The following is a 17,584-nucleotide window of genomic DNA, read 5'->3' on the forward strand; positions in this document are numbered from 1 at the left end:
TATATAGGAGCTTATAAATCGTTATGAAAAAGATATATCTCGTTACAATAATTTGTGCCTTTATAGTAATAAGTATCTTTGTTTTTCAGAAAATAAATGAACATAAGTATACTAAAGCTATTAATCAATCAAATCATATAAAAAATATCGCACATAGAGGTGCTTCTGCATATGCGCCTGAACATACAATAGCAGCATATAAATTAGGACAAAAAATGAATGGAGATTATATAGAAATTGATCTCCAAATGACAAAAGATGGGCATTTAGTGGCAATGCATGACGAAACCTTAAATCGTACAACAAATGGTACTGGGCTAGTGAAAGAGCATACATTAGAAGAAATAAAGCAACTAAATGCAGATTCTTTTTTCAACGAAAGATATCCGAACTTAGCAAAGAAAGAATTTGAAAATGCTAAAGTCCCAACATTAACAGAAATTGTTGAAACGTTTGGGCAAAATGCGAACTATTATATTGAAACAAAATCACCTAATGAATATCCAGGAATGGAAGAAAAATTATTAGAAATTATTAATCACTACGAAATACAGGATAAAGTTATTATTCAATCGTTTAGTGAAGAAAGTCTACAAAAGATTCATAGCTTAAATAGTAATATATCCTTAGTACAATTATTACCTTATAAAAAAGCAGTTCAATTAAAAGAATTAGAGATAGAAAAGTATAAAACGTACTGTATAGGTCTTGGTATGAATTACAAATATATTGATTCAGATTATGTAAATAAAATAAAGAAAAACGGATTAGAAGTTCATTCATTTACAGTAAATAATGAAAAAGATATGAAAAAGTTACTTTCATGGGGAGTCGACGGGATGTTTACTAATTATCCGGATCGTTTACATTCAATATTGGATTTGAAAAGTCATGAATAAGAAGTGTTATTCATAAAAGGGAAATTTACACAACCTATATATTAGGGTTATCAATGTAAGATGGCATGTTGCATATAAAAAGAAAATACCAAAAACCGCAACTGGAAGACCTGGTTTGCGGTTTTTTTATTGCTTCGATTTCAGTTTACAAAGTTTGAAGCTAGAAATGTAAATCTATTTAGATGAATTAGCTTCTTATATATTTGTACTTCGTATCGTTCTAGGTATATGTACAACCCATTAGACGAGTTTTGCATATGATAATAGAAAAGGAGATGTTGCATATTGAAATACCAAACTAGAAACGTAAATAATCTGAATAAATTAGCGGATAATACGAAAGCTGCAGCTTTTAAGTGGTATCAGTACTGTATCGACAATGGAATTGAAGTATTAATTTATGAAACAATCCGTACAGTCGAGCAACAACGTGAATATGTTCGTAAAGGAGCATCACAAACGATGCGCTCATATCACTTAGTAGGACAGGCATTAGATTTTGTTCCAATTCAGTCGAATGGTACAGAAGATTGGAATGGCTATAATAAAGAACCGTGGGCTTCAGCAATTCGTTATGCTAAACAAATTGGTTTCGAATGGGGCGGTGACTGGAAAGGATTTGTGGATAGCCCGCATTTGCAATATAACTACAAAGGGTATGGAACGGATACTTTTGGAAAAGGTGCTCAAAACATAGTGACTCCTCCCACGTCGAATGATAATGTAGGGGTTGCTTATATTAACGGTAGTAATGTAAATTTACGAAAAGGACCTGGTACTGGATATGGCGTTATTCGTCAATTAGGGAAAGGAGAGTCCTACAAAGTATTTGGACAATCAAATGGCTGGTTAAATCTAGGTGGCGATCAGTGGGTTTATAACGATCCATCATACATTCGTTATACGGGAGGAAATGTACCAGCAACTTCACAATCATCAAATGATGGTGTAGGTGTAGTTACTATAATCGCGGATGTATTGCGTGTTCGTACCGGCCCTGGAACAAATTACGGCATTGTGAAAAACGTGTATCAAGGTGAAAAATATCAATCGTTTGGATATAAAGATGGTTGGTATAATGTTGGTGGAAATCAATGGGTTTCTGGTGAATATGTTACGTTTGTAAAGTGAAAATAAGAGCCGTCCAGTTGGGCGGCACTTTATTTTAAATATTCATAGGGCGAACACTCATAATATCATTCGTGATACATAGAGTATAATTTTTCATTCTAATAATCAGAAAGTAATCAAAATGTAATTAATTTCAACTACGCTTTTTATATTTTTTTGATACACTGGCTACGAGGGGGATACCAATTAAGGTCGGTAAAAACCAAAACCATATTGGCGGAAGTAAATTTATAATGGGAATATGGATGCCGACATTTACTAAAAGTGCGGTGACTGCACCAATATAAGAACCTAACATGCCTCTAATGTGGTGATGGAGCCAATTTTTCCAACGTTTTTTTCGTGCAAGGTATCCATAAATCGCAAATGAATAAGAGAAGATTGCTACATAAAATAAATATGCGATTTTATCCCAGTTGATAATGGATAATATTATTGCCGTAAGGGTAATGACAACATAGGATGCATGATATATTTCGCCCCATTCGGCATGTTTTCCTTTCTTCTTTTGGGCAACCATCGCTACAATACCAGTGATTAAGCATATTGTTCCAAATAGGATGTGTATGGTTAAAAGAATGTTAAAAATGCTCATAATAATTCCTCCTTTTTTATTTTTATAGTATTGCAGTATAGGAGAAAAGTTGAAAAATATAGTTAGTTCGGCTTAATATATTGAAATAAAGGTACTCCTAGAACAAAACCCAATGATTTAAATATTTAGTGAGATGATTATTATGTTAAATGAAGGAGAGACTTCTATGTTTACATCTATTACATATTTACAATCGGGCAATGAGAAACAACAAAAAATATATGATGTTTTGAATAGCCTAAACATAATGGAGGATTTAGCTTTATATAATCCCGTTCTTTGCGGGACAATCCCTATAAGAATTGATACTCCTCAATCTGACTTAGATATTGTAATGGAAGTATATAACTTTGATGTTTTTGAGCAGGAAATGAGATCTTTATATGGTTCTTATGGAGGGTTCAACATAAAAAAGAAAAAAATTAAAGGTACTGAATCGATAAAGGTGAATTTTGAATTCGAAGGTTTTGAATTTGAATTATTTGCTCAACCGAAGCCAGTGCGTAATCAAAATGCATATAGACACATGATAGTGGAACACATGCTATTAATGCAGCATCCCCATATAAGGGAAGAAGTTATTCGCTTAAAGGAACAAGGTTTAAAAACAGAACCTGCTTTTGCTCAAGTATTAAATATTGACGGAGATCCTTATGAAGAACTTATTTTATTAGGGCAGGAAATGAAATTGTGGTAAATAAGATACATAAAAAAAATCCTCCAAAAACAAAAGAGGATTTTTTTTATGCCGTTAACTTCCGAATTAATTCACTGAGCAATTTAATTCCGTTAGTCATTTGTTCTGGAGTAGCATATCCATATGATAAACGAATGTACTGATCTGATTCTTCTTCATAAATACGTCCCGGATTTAAAAGAATTCCTTTTGATAGTGCCTCTGAAAATAGTTTTTTCATCGGAATGTTATGTACAACCTTTAGCCATATAAAAAATCCACCACTAGGAATATCCCATGATGCAATATCTGCACAATATTTATTTAAAGCTCGTATCATTATTTGTCTTCGTTCTTTCAGGTGCTTTCTTACGTTTGCTACATGTTCTTCATAAAAACCTTCATTTATCCATTCAGCAGCTACTCTTTGAGATAAAGAGCTGGATCCATAGTCTGTTTGCATTTTTATATCTGACAATCTATCAATAACAGGTTCTGGTCCGATTATCCATCCAATTCTAAGTCCTGGGCTAAGTGTTTTAGAGAGACTACCAATATATAATACATGTCCATGTTTATCCATCGACTTTAAAGGAGCTGGAGGTGATTCATCAAGCCATAACTCTCGGTAAATATCATCCTCGATGATAGGCAATTGCTCTTTTTCACATATTTTTAATATTTCTTTTCTTCGCTCTTTGGACATCAATATCCCCGTTGGATTTTGAAAACAAGGGATTGAATATAAAATATTATTCTTTTGACTATATTTAATTCGTTTTAATAAGTCGTTAGGTAAAATACCGTGATGATCCATTGATATACCGGATAAATTTATATTTGCTGATTGAAAAACATGAAGTGAATATAAGTAAGAAGGTTGTTCAAGTAAAACAGTTGATTTTCTATGTAAAAGACCAATCGATATTAATTGTAATGCTTGGAGTGCACCAGAGACTATTAATATAGAATCCGGTGATGCATGTATTCCAAATGATTTTACATATTTGCTTATTGCTTCACGTAACGGATAAAAACCTTTTTGTTCTTCGTATCCGAAATAATCTAATTCCTCACTGACGTTTTTTATTATAGATTGCATAGTTTCGAGCGGGAAAAGATGAGGTGCAAGTTCACCTTTACTAAGATGGATAAGCGTTTTATTTGCTTCTGCTTCATTTATTTCTCGCACCATTAACTTACTTGGTTTATGAATACCGGCCTTTACATATTCACTCCAATCGGGCGGGGGATTAGTTGCTAATAATGACCATGTATTATTTGTTACAATTGTTCCTGCTCCGATTTGTCCTTGAATTAAACCATCTGCCATAAGTTCATCTATCGCATTTATTACAGTACTTCGATTTACATGAAATAATTGTGCTAACTGCCGCTGACTAGGGATTTTACTTCCAATTGGCCATTCTCCGTTTTCAATTTTTTCTTTCATATAGTCTATTATCTGCCGATATTTGGGCACTTTTTTATCGGTTGTCATATAAAAAACTCCTTCGTTAATTTAAAAGATTCAAAGTGGTTGGTTTTTCCGATAAATAACTGGTTGAAGACATTGTATCAACTATTAAATATGATGAAAAGAAATAATTGGTAATTTAAAAATGGTTGGTTTATTAAGGAGGGAGAGAAAACATGCATAATAAAAAATGGGATTTACGCATTATATGTGCTCATGCTTTTACAATTCTTATATGGGGAACTGCTTTTCCAGCAATTCGTCTGGGGCTTGAATCTTATACGCCTGAACACCTTACTTTACTACGCTTATTAATCGCCTCATTTATACTTTTGTTATTTTCATTTATATACAAACTACGACTACCGGATTTAAAGGATATCCCAGCAATTTTTATATTTGGTGCTTTAGGGTTTACTATTTATCACATCGCATTAAATTACGGCGAAAAAACAGTAAATGCTGGATCTGCAAGTTTAATTATTTCAGTCACCCCAATAGTGACGGCAATTCTTGCTTCTGTTTTTTTGAATGACAAAATGAAATTAAATGGTTGGCTTGGTGGTGTAATTAGTTTTGCAGGAATTGCCTTAATTTCATTTAGCCAGGGCGATGCTATTCAATTGAATAGCGGGGGATTATTTATATTATTAGCGGCGATTTCAGAAAGTCTATTTTTCGTTTTCCAAACATCTTACTTAAAAAAATACGGCTTCTTACCATTTACCATATATACAATTTTGTCTAGTACTGTATGTATGCTTATTTTCTTACCCGGAGTTTATCAAGAAATACTAGCAGCTCCTCTTGAAGTTAACTTGAGCGTTATATATTTAGGTGTCTTTCCAACAGTACTCCCGTATATTGCATTGGCCTATATTATATCTCGTGCTGGTGCTTCTGAAGCAACAAGTTCTCTATATTTAACGCCAATAACTGCGTGTTTCATTGCTTGGATATGGTTAGGAGAAGTGCCAACTTTAGTTTCGATAATTGGCGGAGGAATTACTATACTTGGAATTGTGATTGCTCATATACCGGTATTAAGAAAAGAAAAACATAGGAATTTAGCAAATAATCAATCCGTATAATGTAATTCAATAATAATTTTATGATACTTTTTTATATAGTTTCTTTCTTATGTTGATAAATATAATATTTTGTATTTCAGTTAAATATTGTATGTTACATTTTATGTAGTAAGCATTTTAAAAGGAGCTGACAACATAATGAATGGAAAAAGAAAAATTTTTACATGTATTTCTATTGTAGGAATCGGACTAGCTAGTTTTTCTAATTCTAGTTTCGCAGCAAGTGTAACGGACAATTCAATACAAAATTCTATTCCCGTAGTTAATCAACAAGTAGCTGCTGCAAAGGAAATGAAACCATTTCCCCAGCAAGTTAATTATGCAGGTGTTATAAAACCGAATCATGTTACACAGGAAAGTTTAAATGCTTCTGTAAGAAGTTACTACGATAATTGGAAAAAGAAATATTTGAAAAATGATTTATCTTCTTTACCTGGTGGTTATTACGTAAAAGGAGAGATTACAGGTGATGCGGATGGGTTTAAGCCACTTGGAACTTCAGAAGGTCAAGGGTATGGGATGATAATTACAGTATTAATGGCTGGTTATGATTCGAATGCTCAAAAAATCTATGACGGTTTATTTAAAACAGCAAGAACTTTTAAAAGCTCTCAAAATCCTAATTTAATGGGATGGGTTGTCGCAGATAGTAAAAAAGCACAAGGTCATTTTGATTCTGCTACTGATGGGGATTTAGATATTGCGTATTCTCTTCTTCTTGCTCACAAGCAGTGGGGATCAAATGGAGCAGTTAATTATTTGAAAGAAGCACAAGACATGATTACAAAAGGTATTAAAGCTAGTAATGTTACAAATAATAGCCGACTAAATTTAGGAGATTGGGATTCTAAAAGTTCACTTGATACGAGACCATCTGATTGGATGATGTCACACCTTAGAGCATTTTATGAATTTACAGGTGATAAAACTTGGCTCACTGTTATTAATAATTTGTACGATGTTTATACGCAATTTAGTAATAAGTACTCTCCAAATACAGGACTTATTTCAGATTTTGTTGTAAAAAACCCACCACAACCCGCACCTAAAGACTTCTTAGATGAGTCAGAATATACAAATGCATATTATTACAATGCTAGTCGGGTACCATTGAGAATTGTAATGGACTATGCGATGTACGGTGAGAAGCGAAGTAAAGTCATTTCTGATAAAGTATCTTCATGGATTCAAAATAAAACGAATGGAAATCCTTCTAAAATTGTGGATGGTTATCAATTAAACGGATCCAATATTGGTAGTTATCCAACTGCTGTATTCGTTTCGCCATTTATTGCTGCAAGTATAACGAGTAGCAATAATCAAAAGTGGGTAAATAGCGGTTGGGATTGGATGAAGAATAAGAGAGAAAGCTATTTTAGTGATAGTTATAATTTATTAACTATGTTATTTATTACAGGAAATTGGTGGAAACCTGTACCTGATAATAAAAAGACACAAAATCAAATAAATGATGCAATTTATGAAGGATACGATAATTAATTAAATTTGAGAATGGTTACTTAAGAAAGGAATTAGCATACGCTAGTTCCTTTTTAATATTTTGTAAAACATTATCCATTCTAAAATTCGCATAGATATACTTGCTTTTTTCATATACATAGTTATTGATGACTCTATGTTTTTGTGAAGGGAGAGTATTTCTTGGAAAAAGTATTATTTTTCGGAGACCCAGGTATTGATGACTCATTTGCCATTATGTATGGTTTACTGCATCCCGAAATTGAAATTGTCGGTATTGTAACCGGATACGGAAATGTTGAGCATATACATGCTGCACATAATGCAGCGTATATTTTACAGTTAGCAAATAGACAAGACATTCCTGTCATTAGTGGTGCAACAAAACCACTTACAGAAGAAATTACTACGTACTACCCTGAAATTCACGGAGCAGAAGGATTAGGTCCCATCCATGTTCCAGAAAAAGTATTATCTATTCCAATATACAATTTTGGCAGTATTGCTGCGATTCTTATAAAGTACGGAAAAGATTTAACGATTGTTGATGTAGGAAGATCTACCTCGTTAGCAATTGCTTTTAATTTATGGAGTGACTTAATGCTGAATGTAAAAGGAATCTATTTCATGGGTGGTGTCTTTTTAGAAGTAGGAAATGTAACACCATTAGCGGAGGCAAACGTGTATGGAGATCCTATAGCAAGTAAAATTGTTTTCCATCAAGCAAAGAATTTATTAATATTCCCTTTAAATGTAACAAACAAAGCTGTGTTAACACCAAATGTATTTAACTATATTCAAGCTAATACAAAGAATCCATTTCATATGATAATGAAACCCATGTATGATTACTATCTATCCGCATACCAAAAGCTTAATCCATCTATCGAAGGACCTTTGCTACATGATGTGGTTGCAATAAGTGGATTAGTAAATCCAAGTTTTTTTGAATTTGTGCATCGTACAGTAAATGTAGATACATACGGAGATACGAAAGGACAAACATTTGCTGATTTTCGCCCTAGCTCTATATCTGATGGAGCACATATAGCACTAGAAATAGATGAACAAAAATTCATTCAAGATTTTATAAAAATCATGTTATAAGTTGCTGTCGAAAAAGGGAATTATTTCACTACGTTGAATATAAACATACATCCTCTATATAAGGGAGCTTACAATATTGAATGTCCAGTTAAAGGTTGTTACGAGAGAAAATTGGGAAGAGGCATTAAAGCTACAAGCTAAAGGAAATCAGTTGAAATTTGTTCCATCCGTAGCAGTTTCGCTTGCTAAAGTATATATAAAACCAGATGGTGACAATGTAGAGTACATACCATTCGCTATATACGATGGTGACCTTATGGTTGGTTTTGTTATGCATGCTGTTGTAATAGAGACATCGGATATGTATTGGATTAACGGATTTATTATTGATCAATCGCAGCAAGGTAATGGTTATGGAAAAGCAGCATTACAAGAAAGTATTGATATAATAAAAAATACTTTTAAATCGTGTAAAGAAATAAGATTAACCGTACATAAAGATAATATCTCTGCAAAGAAATTATATGAACGATATGGTTTCATATCATTAGGGCAGGAGTATGATGGTGAGCAAGTATATCGTTTATTTGTTTAACTATTAGGAAGTAAAGGTGTGAAATGAACACTTCAATTTACTGAAGCGAAAATTGAAGTGTTCATTCCTAAAGAATATATTGAAACATTAAGGGATGAATTAAATAAAATTGGAGCATGTAAAACGGGCGAATATGACCATTGTCTTTCCTGTAGTTCAGTGAAAGGATATTGGAGACCTTTAGAAGAGGCATCTCCTTTTAATGGAGAAATTGGTCAAATATGCGAAGGACAAGAATGTAAAGTTGAAATAAAGTGTAAACGAGAACTTGTAAAAGATGCTCTTGAAGTTATTAATGATATTCATCCGTATGAAACACCTATGATTTATATTATACCAATACTAAATGACTATTTTGAGAAACTATACATTAAATAACTAGGAGGAATATCAATTGAAAAGTAAATTTCATCATATTGTACGAGCAGTCATGATAAAAGATGAAAAATTATTAGTTGCTGAATATATCGGCCATCATTATTTTTTACCTGGTGGCCATGTTGAAATTGGAGAATCAGCAGAGAATGCATTAAAAAGAGAGTTAAGAGAAGAACTTGGAGTAAACTGTAGTATACAACAATTTTTAGGCGTCATAGAAAATCAATGGCAAGATAAAGAAGTTCTTCATCATGAAATTAACCACATTTTTGAAGTAGAGTCAAAAGATTTACATACGGATTTAACACCGAAATCTAGCGAGTCTCATTTAGCATTTCACTGGATAGCTTATAATAAAGAAGCCTTAAATCATTATGAAATCATGCCAATGCCTTTAGTAAAGGAATTACTAGAAAGTAAGTTAAATGATGAACTCCTAAATTGTTGGATTAGTAATTTTTAAATCACTTTATTTATAGTAAATACGTCCATCGAATGAATATAAAGAAAATAGGCTGAAAAACAAGGTACATCACCTAGTGTAAGTTCATATTTTGTTGATGTACGCATTTAGTCTATAGTCTTGTTTCTACTTTGTTTAAAAGAATTTATTAACTTTAATATTTGGACGGAATTTACATTTATAAATGGAGGGTTTCATAATGAATCAGTTTCAACAAGAACTACAATCATTAAACCTTAATGATTATCAAACTGGCAATGTTGTGTATTGGGATCAACAACAAAGTCAATATCCATACTATTACATTCAAGACGATGCACGTCGTTGCGGCGGATGTGGAGGTTGTGGTGGACGTTGCGGTGGATGTGGCGGTAGATGTGGTGGTTGTGCAGGTCGTTGCGGCGGATGTATAGGATGCGCAGGATGTTTCAGTTGCTTTAATTGCTGGAACTGGTGGATTATTTAAGTATAGAAAATCCAAGTTATTTTATATGAAAGAAAGGTGTAAAAACTATTTTGCACTTTTCTTTCATGCTGTAATTTTGATGTGTATTAAGGGGGATTTATTTGTATATATATGATAAGTTGATTTCTTGGGTAGAGGATATAAAAGAAAAAAATCATAGTTCTGCTACAGCACTTTGTATTATAAAAGATAATAAAATCGTACTAGAGCATTATAGTGGTTATCACTCAAATACATCTACAAGCAAGAAAGTAACAGCATCTTCACAATTTAACGTTACTTCTGCTAGAAAATAGCGTATGCGCTTTATGAGGGGAAAATAAACTCTATTGATGATGAAGCGATAAAATATTTTAAAGACTTTGATCCTGCATTGCTTAGTAAAACGACGATAAGACATTTAGTAACACATTCGCACGGATTAGAAGAAACGAATGACAGGACAATTTTTCGTGAATTTGCACCGGGACAATCATGGGCGTATAGAGATATTAATGTAAGAATGATGACACGTCTTATTTATCAGCTATATAACAAAAGTTTTCCTGGATTGTTAAAGGAGCATGTGTTTAAACCTGCTAATTTTCAAGAAACAGGTTGGAGAGTTCAGCGAGATGAAAATTTAGTTGACGTTGTTAATGATCCAAATGAAGACGCAATTAGTGAAATTGGTACGGTAGATGACGGTATTGAAAAAAATTTATTTGTCTCAACTAGAGAATTTGCGCAGTGGGGCAATCTTCATTTAAATCAAGGTATGATAGATGATAAACAAATTGTTCCAAAAGAAGTTATAAAAATCGCTACATAAACAAAGAGCTACCACAAAATGGGGTGTTTTGGTTCATCCAAAATGAGCCTGCACAATTAAGCGAACTTGGTGAACGTATTCCAAAAGGGTCGTATCAAATATTAGGGATTACTGGACCGACTATTTTAGTAATACCTGAATATAATGTAGTTGTTGCAAAAATGTATAATAAAAGATATAACTACGGTGGTTATAATTACTTATATTATTTACGTGAATTTAGTAATTTAGTCGCTGATACATTTAGTAACGGTAATAGGGCATAATTACTCCTATAACAAAAAGGAGTGATTGAAAATGAAAGATAAAGTGAACAAAAATAAAAAGCAAAATATAAAAGATGTAAATACAGAGCAAAATGCAATTTATAGCGATCCTAAAGATGCAGCTAATATGCAAACTGTACCGCAGCCGAAAGATTTTGATGAAATCGAATATTAATTTTTCATCCGACTATATGATGAATGAAAAATACGTCTTAAGTCTCATAACATTTAAGAAATTATTTGATAACATATATACATAAGCATTTGAAAATGTCTTATCTTAACAAAGCTTTCTTTAGAAATATCTGATATAACCTGCAAAAGGCACTTCTTTATGAAGTGTCTTTTTGTGTATATGAACTTAATTACCATTTTCCGTACAGTATCTTGCAATTTATGATGGATATACTAACTGTGAAAATTCATGTCAAGATAAAAGAAGGGGACAGTTAGTATGAAACAAACTTCTATAAATCCGTTACTAATTGTTCTAGGTACAATCATTGTTCAAATTGGCCTTGGAACAATTTATACATGGAGTTTATTTAATCAACCCCTTGTAAGTAAGTTTGGATGGAATCTTAATTCAGTAGCGATAACTTTCTCCATAACTAGTTTTTCTTTATCATTCTCAACTTTATTTGCAGCCAAGTTGCAGAAAAAATTAGGACTTCGAAAACTTATTGCTACTGCAGGAATTGTTTTAGGACTCGGCTTAATACTTAGTTCACAAGTTTCTTCTTTACCACTATTATATTTATTAGCTGGTGTCGTTGTTGGTTATGCGGATGGAACAGCTTATATTACATCACTATCTAATTTAATTAAATGGTTTCCAAATCGGAAAGGGCTTATTTCAGGTATATCTGTATCAGCGTATGGAATGGGCAGCTTAATCTTTAGATATATAAACGGAAATCTTATCGATAACCTTGGTGTATCACAAGCATTCTTATATTGGGGTATTATCGTGTTACTTTTAGTGTTAATCGGATCGTTCTTCTTACGTGAGGCAATTGTAAGTAATGCTGTAACTGAAACATTACACAATGACTATACTCCGCGTGAAATGATGCGAACGAAACAAGTATATCTGCTATTTTTTATGTTATTCACCTCGTGTATGGGTGGTTTGTATTTAATCAGTATGGTAAAAGATATCGGCGTACAACTTGTTGGACTTAGCGCAGCAACCGCTGCAAACGCCGTTGCTATGATTGCAATCTTTAATACAGTAGGTAGAATCATTCTTGGGACGTTATCAGATAAAATCGGGCGAATGAAAATTGTCTCTGCAACGTTTATTATTATAGGTTTGTCAGTCTTTACTTTAAGTTTTATTCCGCTAAATTACGGGATCTATTTTGCTTGTGTAGCAAGTGTCGCCTTTTGCTTCGGCGGTAATATAACTATATTCCCAGCTATTGTCGGAGATTTCTTTGGATTAAAAAACCATAGTACAAATTACGGGATTGTCTACCAAGGTTTCGGATTTGGTGCGCTTGCAGGATCATTCATTGGAGCGATACTTGGAGGATTTCAACCAACTTTCATTATAATTGGTGTTTTAAGTGTTATTTCCTTCATTATTTCAATATTAATCCGTCCACCAACTGCAGAGAAGACAAAGGAACTAAAACATCTACATCGGAAAGTGGCGTAATACTAAAAAGAGTCCTAATATAGGGCTCTTTTTAGTACAAAACATTTTTTGTGTAGAGAGAATAGAGTTATTTAATTTAAAATGAAATGAGTAGCAGATACTTAGAATATTCATATTGTTTTATAAAGGAACTAACATGTTGCTAAAAACATTTAGAAAATTACAGTTAACCAACTTTGTGATGGAACGTGCACTTCATTCATAGACCATTATTTTCTTATAAGTTTACAATGAAAGTAGTTGGCTTTTATTGATTACAACCATAATTTCTTCTGTTGTGGCATTCGCTACAACAAATATTGATGACATTTTTATACTGCTTGTTTTATTTTCACAAGTAAGAACAGAAGTAATTAGGAAAGAAGGAAGAGCTGTCCGCGAAAAAGCTACGAGAAAAAAACTTTATATTGTTATTGGACAATATTTAGGATTTAGTATGATTATTTTTCTAAGTATCATTGGGTCTTTAAGCTCTTTTTTCATTCCTGTTTCGTGGATTGGGTTATTAGGATTAGTGCCAATTTATATGGGGGTTAAAGGACTATTGTCACTTCGTTCTTATAAAAGTAATGAAGTTATCGATAACGTTACTGTTTCATTATTTAAAGTAGCTTCAATTACATTAGCTAATGGAGCTGACAATATTTCGATTTATATACCAATGTTTGCTAGTCAAACTCTTGAAACAAATATCGTTACATTAGTTATCTTTTTTTCCATGATAGCGATATGGTGTTTTATTAGCTACAAATTGATAAAAGCTCCTATACTAGCTAAAGTACTTGAGGAAAACTGTCATATTATTGTTCCAATTGTTCTAATTGGTTTAGGAATGTTCATTCTTTTTCGTAGTGGTACAATTGGACTATTCTCCTAAGGTGTTGAAATAACGGAAGTTTTCATAAAAAAGAATTGAACAATTTTAATATTTTTTGAGCAATTACATTCATTGAGATTAATTAGATTCTACACAACGTATATAAGTCTTATTACAGATGAAATGTAGTAGGGCTTTTTTTATTTTAGTGAAATGAAACAATTGTATTAGTGATCTACGACTATTATTTAAACAGGACATTAGAATTTTGAAGTTGAATAGCTATCGTAAAAGGAGTGTGATACTTAAAATGAAAATAGTACAGCAGTGGGTACAAGAAGATAGTGATTACATAAGAGAGAAAGTAATTGAATATAATCAAAAATATCTCGCAGATGAAGAAAAAACACCTTCAGAAAAGGTTAGTTTCATAGTAAGAGATGAAAAAGAAGAAATCGTAGGCGGGGTAACAGCGATAACTTTTTGGCACCATATACACGTTGACTTTCTATGGGTTTCTGAAGAATATAGGCATGAAGGTTACGGAACCAAGTTAATAAAACTTATTGAAGAGTTTGCAATTGAAAAAGAGTGCAGGTTAATCAATTTAGATACTTTTAGTTTCCAAGCTCCTGATTTTTATAAGAAGCATGGATATAAAGTAATCGGAGTAAGTGAAGATCATCCGAAAGGACACAATCGATACTATTTAGAAAAAAGGTTATAAAGTATATAGAATTCAAAAATGAATCAATTAGAGCATAAAGAGCGTACATTGAATAATCAATGTACGCTCTTTTTTATTTTGTAATGAAGGACTATCGATTAATTAACTTTGCTAAGAGCAGATAAATGAAATACTCAATTAACTTTTTTATATTTTAAAACGAATAAATGGTAGAATGTAACAAAGATAGAAAATTCCCATTATTAGAGGTGGACTTAGATGAAAAAAGTAAATGTTACATATGCACTTTTATACGATAAAACAAACGAAAAGATCTTAATGGTAAAAAACAAAGGGGAAAATGGTTCTTATTATACATTACCAGGTGGCGCAGTTAAATTAGGAGAAACGTTAGAAGAAGCAGTAATTCGAGAAGTAAATGAAGAAACAGGGTTACATATAAATGTAAACGGGATTTGTTCTATCAGCGAAGCCTTTTTTGAGGAAAGAGATCATCATGCAATTTTCTTTAATTTTCTAGGCGAAATAATCGGCGGGGAGACATATATATCAAGGCCAAAAGAAATCGAAGAGATTACTTGGATGGAATTACATATAGCAGCACCGTATTTACGCATACCAGAACATTTACTAGATTTATTACAAAAGAAAGAAACAGTACCTTATTTTTTTAACGGAACAATCGTTCATCAATCTTCATAAAAATATTATCTCATGTAAGGCGGGGAAAACATGGAGTTTATCGTTAATCACAAACAATTCACTCAAGCACTTTCAGAAGTAAGTAAAGCAATATCAACAAAATCTTTAATTCCTATATTATCTGGTATAAAAATAACTGCAGATCAATCTGGAATTACTTTAATCGCAAGTAACTCGAATATTTTTATCGAAAAATTCATTCCTGTTTCAATTGAAGACGAAAAGATTGCAACTATTTTAAAGGCAGGAACTATTGTTGTACCTGCAAAGTATTTCATTGAAATAATAAAGAAAATGCCAAGTGATATAGCAATAAAAAGTAAGAATGAGCAAATTATTAAGATACAATCAGAAGAAATCACATTAAGTTTAAATGGATTTCCTGCAGATGAGTTTCCGAATGTACCGCTTATAGACAATCATGCAGAAATCAAGATAGAGACAGAGCAATTGATTGAAGTATTTAAACAAACAGTCTTTGCGGTAGCGAAAAATGAATCTAGACCTGTTCTTACTGGGGTGCATATAGAGTTATCTAATAATAAGTTTATTTGTGCTGCAACTGACTCACATAGACTAGCGATACGTGAAGCGCGACTTTCCTCAGATGTAAAAGCAAATTGTATTGTACCAAGCGCAACCATTAGTGAACTTCTAAAATTAATGAACAGCAATTCGGAATTCGTATATATCTACCTTTCAGAGAGTCATATTATATTTACGCTCGGAACAACTACATTATATTCAAGACTAATTGAAGGGAAATATCCTAATATTTCTAACCTTATTCCAAATGACTTTAAAACGATTATTAACATAGATAGAAAAAAGATATTACAAGGTGTAGACCGATCAAGTTTATTAGCAAGTGAATGGGCCAATAACAATGTTAACTTAGAAATCATAAACGAATCTACAATTAAAATTTCTTCAAACGCTTCTCAAATTGGGCAAATATCCGAAACGCAACAAATAGATGCGATTCAAGGTGAAAAACAATTAAATATATCTTTCGATGGGCGTTTTATGGTTGATGCTTTAAGAGCAATAAAAGAAGAAACGATTACTTTAAGCTTTGGCGGTTCTATGAGACCGATATTGATTGAAGCAGGAGAGCAATCTGCAGCAGTACATCTTATATCACCAGTAAGAGCTTATTAGGGATAGAGGAAGGGATTACATTATGTACAAGCAGACTTTTGTTTTATGAAATCATAAATTAATACATTATAAGAATGATGTATTAGTATAGCAAACAGTTTACTAAATCCTACATAATATAATTCAATCATAGACAAAGCAGCAATGGTAATCTGAAATACAAAGCAAAATAATAATAACCTAAATATAAAAGCATAGATTAATCGATATGGGGTGAGTACGATGAAGAAAGTAATTGTTTTACTCATTGGTATAGTTTTAATTATTTTTGCTTTTTATCAATACAACAAAAAAGACTATGCAGCTAAAAGTACTAACTTGTATGTAGAAGACTTTAAAGGGGCAAATGATTCAATAAAAATACAATCTGCTATTAATAAAGCAGCGTCTAGTAAAATAAAAACCGTATTGCTTGATGATAAAAAGTATAAAATCACGTCACCAATCACTGTTAAAAAAGGTGTGAAATTATTATTTGGTTATGGATCACAATTTGTAGTTGAGGGAAACTTTAGAGTTCTAGAACTAGAGAAAAACGCATCCATTGAAGGAGCGTATATAGCTATTGACGATCCTAAATTCAACTCTGAAGTTATTTATTTAGACGGTAAAAATAAATATTATAACACTTGGAACAAAACAGAAATAAAAGATATAAATATTATTAATTGGACGGAAACGAATAAAGGTACCGGAATTTCTTTATACTCTGCTGGAAAAGAAAATGAAATTTCGTTTATTAACTTCGAAAACATTAAAATTGTAGGAATGGAAACCGGACTAAAATTAGTAGCAAAAAAACCGAGCACCGGACAAGCTTGGATAAATGCCAATCGTTTTATGAACTTTTCTTTAGAAGACTGTGTAAATATGATTTATATGGATAGTCAAGTAACTACGCCAAATGAAATTAGTGGGAATCAATTTACAAATCTTCAAATACAGCCTTCAAATAAAACAAAAAGCATTATACAGGTAAGTGGTCAGCATAATGAATTTCATGGGATGGTGTGGGATTTAAATAAAATAAAACATGAAAACGAACTCATTGAACTGACTGAAAAGAGTATGAATACAGTGGTTGAAATGTCCAGTGTACCAGCAAATAGAGTTTTAGATAGTGGGAAATCCAATATTGTGAAATAAGTTTAAATACAGAAAAAAGAGCGAATTCTTTAT

At 32.3% G+C, this 17,584-nt stretch carries 19 protein-coding genes and 1 pseudogene; 18 read left to right on the plus strand and 2 right to left on the minus strand.

Going from position 1 to position 17,584, the window contains the following annotated elements; all coding sequences use genetic code 11:
- The first annotated feature begins 23 nt into the window (after positions 1 to 23).
- Together AC1Q8M_RS09575 and AC1Q8M_RS09580 are read left to right on the plus strand one after the other, a co-directional pair.
- Positions 24 to 899: a glycerophosphodiester phosphodiesterase gene (locus AC1Q8M_RS09575; protein WP_098855361.1), complete on the plus strand. Its 876-nt coding sequence runs from the start codon at positions 24 to 26 to the stop codon at positions 897 to 899.
- A 285-nt stretch (positions 900 to 1,184) separates the two neighbouring features.
- Positions 1,185 to 2,030, plus strand: a complete 846-nt coding sequence (locus tag AC1Q8M_RS09580; protein ID WP_000877204.1) for an SH3 domain-containing protein — start codon at positions 1,185 to 1,187, stop codon at positions 2,028 to 2,030.
- Positions 2,031 to 2,163: 133 nt separating this feature from the next.
- On the opposite strand, the gene AC1Q8M_RS09585 is transcribed toward AC1Q8M_RS09580, so the two are convergent.
- Positions 2,164 to 2,625 (minus strand): DUF2306 domain-containing protein, encoded by a 462-nt coding sequence (locus tag AC1Q8M_RS09585; protein ID WP_098361093.1) that lies wholly within the window; start codon positions 2,623 to 2,625, stop codon positions 2,164 to 2,166.
- A gap of 166 nt (positions 2,626 to 2,791) precedes the next feature.
- Between AC1Q8M_RS09585 and AC1Q8M_RS09590 the strand changes: the two genes are divergently transcribed.
- Positions 2,792 to 3,322, plus strand: a complete 531-nt coding sequence (locus AC1Q8M_RS09590) for a DUF4269 domain-containing protein (protein ID WP_000495197.1) — start codon at positions 2,792 to 2,794, stop codon at positions 3,320 to 3,322.
- Between the two features lie 46 nt (positions 3,323 to 3,368).
- Here AC1Q8M_RS09590 and norG read toward each other — a convergent pair whose 3' ends face one another.
- The gene (gene norG / locus AC1Q8M_RS09595; protein ID WP_492334141.1) at positions 3,369 to 4,802 is read right to left on the minus strand and encodes an efflux pump transcription regulator NorG; all 1,434 of its coding nucleotides are present in this window, start codon (positions 4,800 to 4,802) and stop codon (positions 3,369 to 3,371) included.
- A 152-nt stretch (positions 4,803 to 4,954) separates the two neighbouring features.
- On the opposite strand from norG, the gene AC1Q8M_RS09600 reads away from it, so the two are divergent.
- From AC1Q8M_RS09600 to AC1Q8M_RS09670, 15 genes and pseudogenes are all read left to right on the plus strand, one after another.
- Positions 4,955 to 5,869 (plus strand): DMT family transporter, encoded by a 915-nt coding sequence (locus AC1Q8M_RS09600; protein WP_072938617.1) that lies wholly within the window; start codon positions 4,955 to 4,957, stop codon positions 5,867 to 5,869.
- 138 nt (positions 5,870 to 6,007) lie between these two features.
- Positions 6,008 to 7,369 carry a family 8 glycosyl hydrolase gene (locus tag AC1Q8M_RS09605; protein WP_098361092.1) on the plus strand — a complete coding sequence of 454 codons (1,362 nt, stop codon included), beginning with the start codon at positions 6,008 to 6,010 and terminating at the stop codon, positions 7,367 to 7,369.
- A 162-nt stretch (positions 7,370 to 7,531) separates the two neighbouring features.
- On the plus strand, positions 7,532 to 8,455 hold the full coding sequence (locus AC1Q8M_RS09610; RefSeq protein ID WP_098400267.1) for a nucleoside hydrolase: 924 nt from the start codon (positions 7,532 to 7,534) through the stop codon (positions 8,453 to 8,455).
- A gap of 76 nt (positions 8,456 to 8,531) precedes the next feature.
- The gene (locus AC1Q8M_RS09615; protein WP_098361090.1) at positions 8,532 to 8,990 is read left to right on the plus strand and encodes a GNAT family N-acetyltransferase; all 459 of its coding nucleotides are present in this window, start codon (positions 8,532 to 8,534) and stop codon (positions 8,988 to 8,990) included.
- Positions 8,991 to 9,047: 57 nt separating this feature from the next.
- Positions 9,048 to 9,368, plus strand: coding sequence for a divalent cation tolerance protein CutA (gene cutA, locus AC1Q8M_RS09620; protein WP_141532426.1), 321 nt, complete (start codon positions 9,048 to 9,050; stop codon positions 9,366 to 9,368).
- A 16-nt stretch (positions 9,369 to 9,384) separates the two neighbouring features.
- Entirely contained in the window at positions 9,385 to 9,831 is a 447-nt protein-coding gene (locus tag AC1Q8M_RS09625) for an NUDIX domain-containing protein (RefSeq protein WP_098361088.1), read from the plus strand.
- Positions 9,832 to 10,030: 199 nt separating this feature from the next.
- Positions 10,031 to 10,297 carry a heterocycloanthracin/sonorensin family bacteriocin gene (locus AC1Q8M_RS09630; RefSeq protein ID WP_001071389.1) on the plus strand — a complete coding sequence of 89 codons (267 nt, stop codon included), beginning with the start codon at positions 10,031 to 10,033 and terminating at the stop codon, positions 10,295 to 10,297.
- A 101-nt stretch (positions 10,298 to 10,398) separates the two neighbouring features.
- Positions 10,399 to 11,374, plus strand: a pseudogene (locus tag AC1Q8M_RS09635) (serine hydrolase domain-containing protein).
- Positions 11,375 to 11,405: 31 nt separating this feature from the next.
- The gene (locus tag AC1Q8M_RS09640; protein WP_000653680.1) at positions 11,406 to 11,549 is read left to right on the plus strand and encodes a hypothetical protein; all 144 of its coding nucleotides are present in this window, start codon (positions 11,406 to 11,408) and stop codon (positions 11,547 to 11,549) included.
- Between the two features lie 279 nt (positions 11,550 to 11,828).
- The gene (locus AC1Q8M_RS09645; protein WP_000815137.1) at positions 11,829 to 13,037 is read left to right on the plus strand and encodes an L-lactate MFS transporter; all 1,209 of its coding nucleotides are present in this window, start codon (positions 11,829 to 11,831) and stop codon (positions 13,035 to 13,037) included.
- A gap of 250 nt (positions 13,038 to 13,287) precedes the next feature.
- Entirely contained in the window at positions 13,288 to 13,914 is a 627-nt protein-coding gene (locus tag AC1Q8M_RS09650) for a cadmium resistance transporter (RefSeq protein ID WP_000633410.1), read from the plus strand.
- A gap of 250 nt (positions 13,915 to 14,164) precedes the next feature.
- On the plus strand, positions 14,165 to 14,581 hold the full coding sequence (locus AC1Q8M_RS09655) for a GNAT family N-acetyltransferase (protein WP_000706897.1): 417 nt from the start codon (positions 14,165 to 14,167) through the stop codon (positions 14,579 to 14,581).
- A gap of 219 nt (positions 14,582 to 14,800) precedes the next feature.
- Positions 14,801 to 15,244, plus strand: coding sequence for an NUDIX hydrolase (locus tag AC1Q8M_RS09660; protein ID WP_000757629.1), 444 nt, complete (start codon positions 14,801 to 14,803; stop codon positions 15,242 to 15,244).
- 30 nt (positions 15,245 to 15,274) lie between these two features.
- The gene (dnaN, locus tag AC1Q8M_RS09665; protein ID WP_065228927.1) at positions 15,275 to 16,405 is read left to right on the plus strand and encodes a DNA polymerase III subunit beta; all 1,131 of its coding nucleotides are present in this window, start codon (positions 15,275 to 15,277) and stop codon (positions 16,403 to 16,405) included.
- Between the two features lie 222 nt (positions 16,406 to 16,627).
- Positions 16,628 to 17,551: a hypothetical protein gene (locus AC1Q8M_RS09670; protein WP_098361086.1), complete on the plus strand. Its 924-nt coding sequence runs from the start codon at positions 16,628 to 16,630 to the stop codon at positions 17,549 to 17,551.
- Positions 17,552 to 17,584 lie beyond the last annotated feature (33 nt).

Source organism: Bacillus sp. GW823-FHT06A10 (genome assembly GCF_058795375.1).

What these genes read in the sequence shown, in the direction of transcription:
- AC1Q8M_RS09575 (WP_098855361.1), top strand. Translation starts at nt 24, where the DNA reads ATGAAAAAGATATATCTCGTTACAATAATTTGTGCCTTTATAGTAATA.
- AC1Q8M_RS09585 (WP_098361093.1), bottom strand. Translation starts at nt 2,625, where the DNA reads ATGAGCATTTTTAACATTCTTTTAACCATACACATCCTATTTGGAACA.
- AC1Q8M_RS09590 (WP_000495197.1), top strand. Translation starts at nt 2,792, where the DNA reads ATGTTTACATCTATTACATATTTACAATCGGGCAATGAGAAACAACAA.
- norG (WP_492334141.1), bottom strand. Translation starts at nt 4,802, where the DNA reads ATGACAACCGATAAAAAAGTGCCCAAATATCGGCAGATAATAGACTAT.
- AC1Q8M_RS09600 (WP_072938617.1), top strand. Translation starts at nt 4,955, where the DNA reads ATGCATAATAAAAAATGGGATTTACGCATTATATGTGCTCATGCTTTT.
- AC1Q8M_RS09605 (WP_098361092.1), top strand. Translation starts at nt 6,008, where the DNA reads ATGAATGGAAAAAGAAAAATTTTTACATGTATTTCTATTGTAGGAATC.
- AC1Q8M_RS09630 (WP_001071389.1), top strand. Translation starts at nt 10,031, where the DNA reads ATGAATCAGTTTCAACAAGAACTACAATCATTAAACCTTAATGATTAT.
- AC1Q8M_RS09640 (WP_000653680.1), top strand. Translation starts at nt 11,406, where the DNA reads ATGAAAGATAAAGTGAACAAAAATAAAAAGCAAAATATAAAAGATGTA.
- AC1Q8M_RS09645 (WP_000815137.1), top strand. Translation starts at nt 11,829, where the DNA reads ATGAAACAAACTTCTATAAATCCGTTACTAATTGTTCTAGGTACAATC.
- AC1Q8M_RS09655 (WP_000706897.1), top strand. Translation starts at nt 14,165, where the DNA reads ATGAAAATAGTACAGCAGTGGGTACAAGAAGATAGTGATTACATAAGA.
- AC1Q8M_RS09660 (WP_000757629.1), top strand. Translation starts at nt 14,801, where the DNA reads ATGAAAAAAGTAAATGTTACATATGCACTTTTATACGATAAAACAAAC.
- dnaN (WP_065228927.1), top strand. Translation starts at nt 15,275, where the DNA reads ATGGAGTTTATCGTTAATCACAAACAATTCACTCAAGCACTTTCAGAA.
- AC1Q8M_RS09670 (WP_098361086.1), top strand. Translation starts at nt 16,628, where the DNA reads ATGAAGAAAGTAATTGTTTTACTCATTGGTATAGTTTTAATTATTTTT.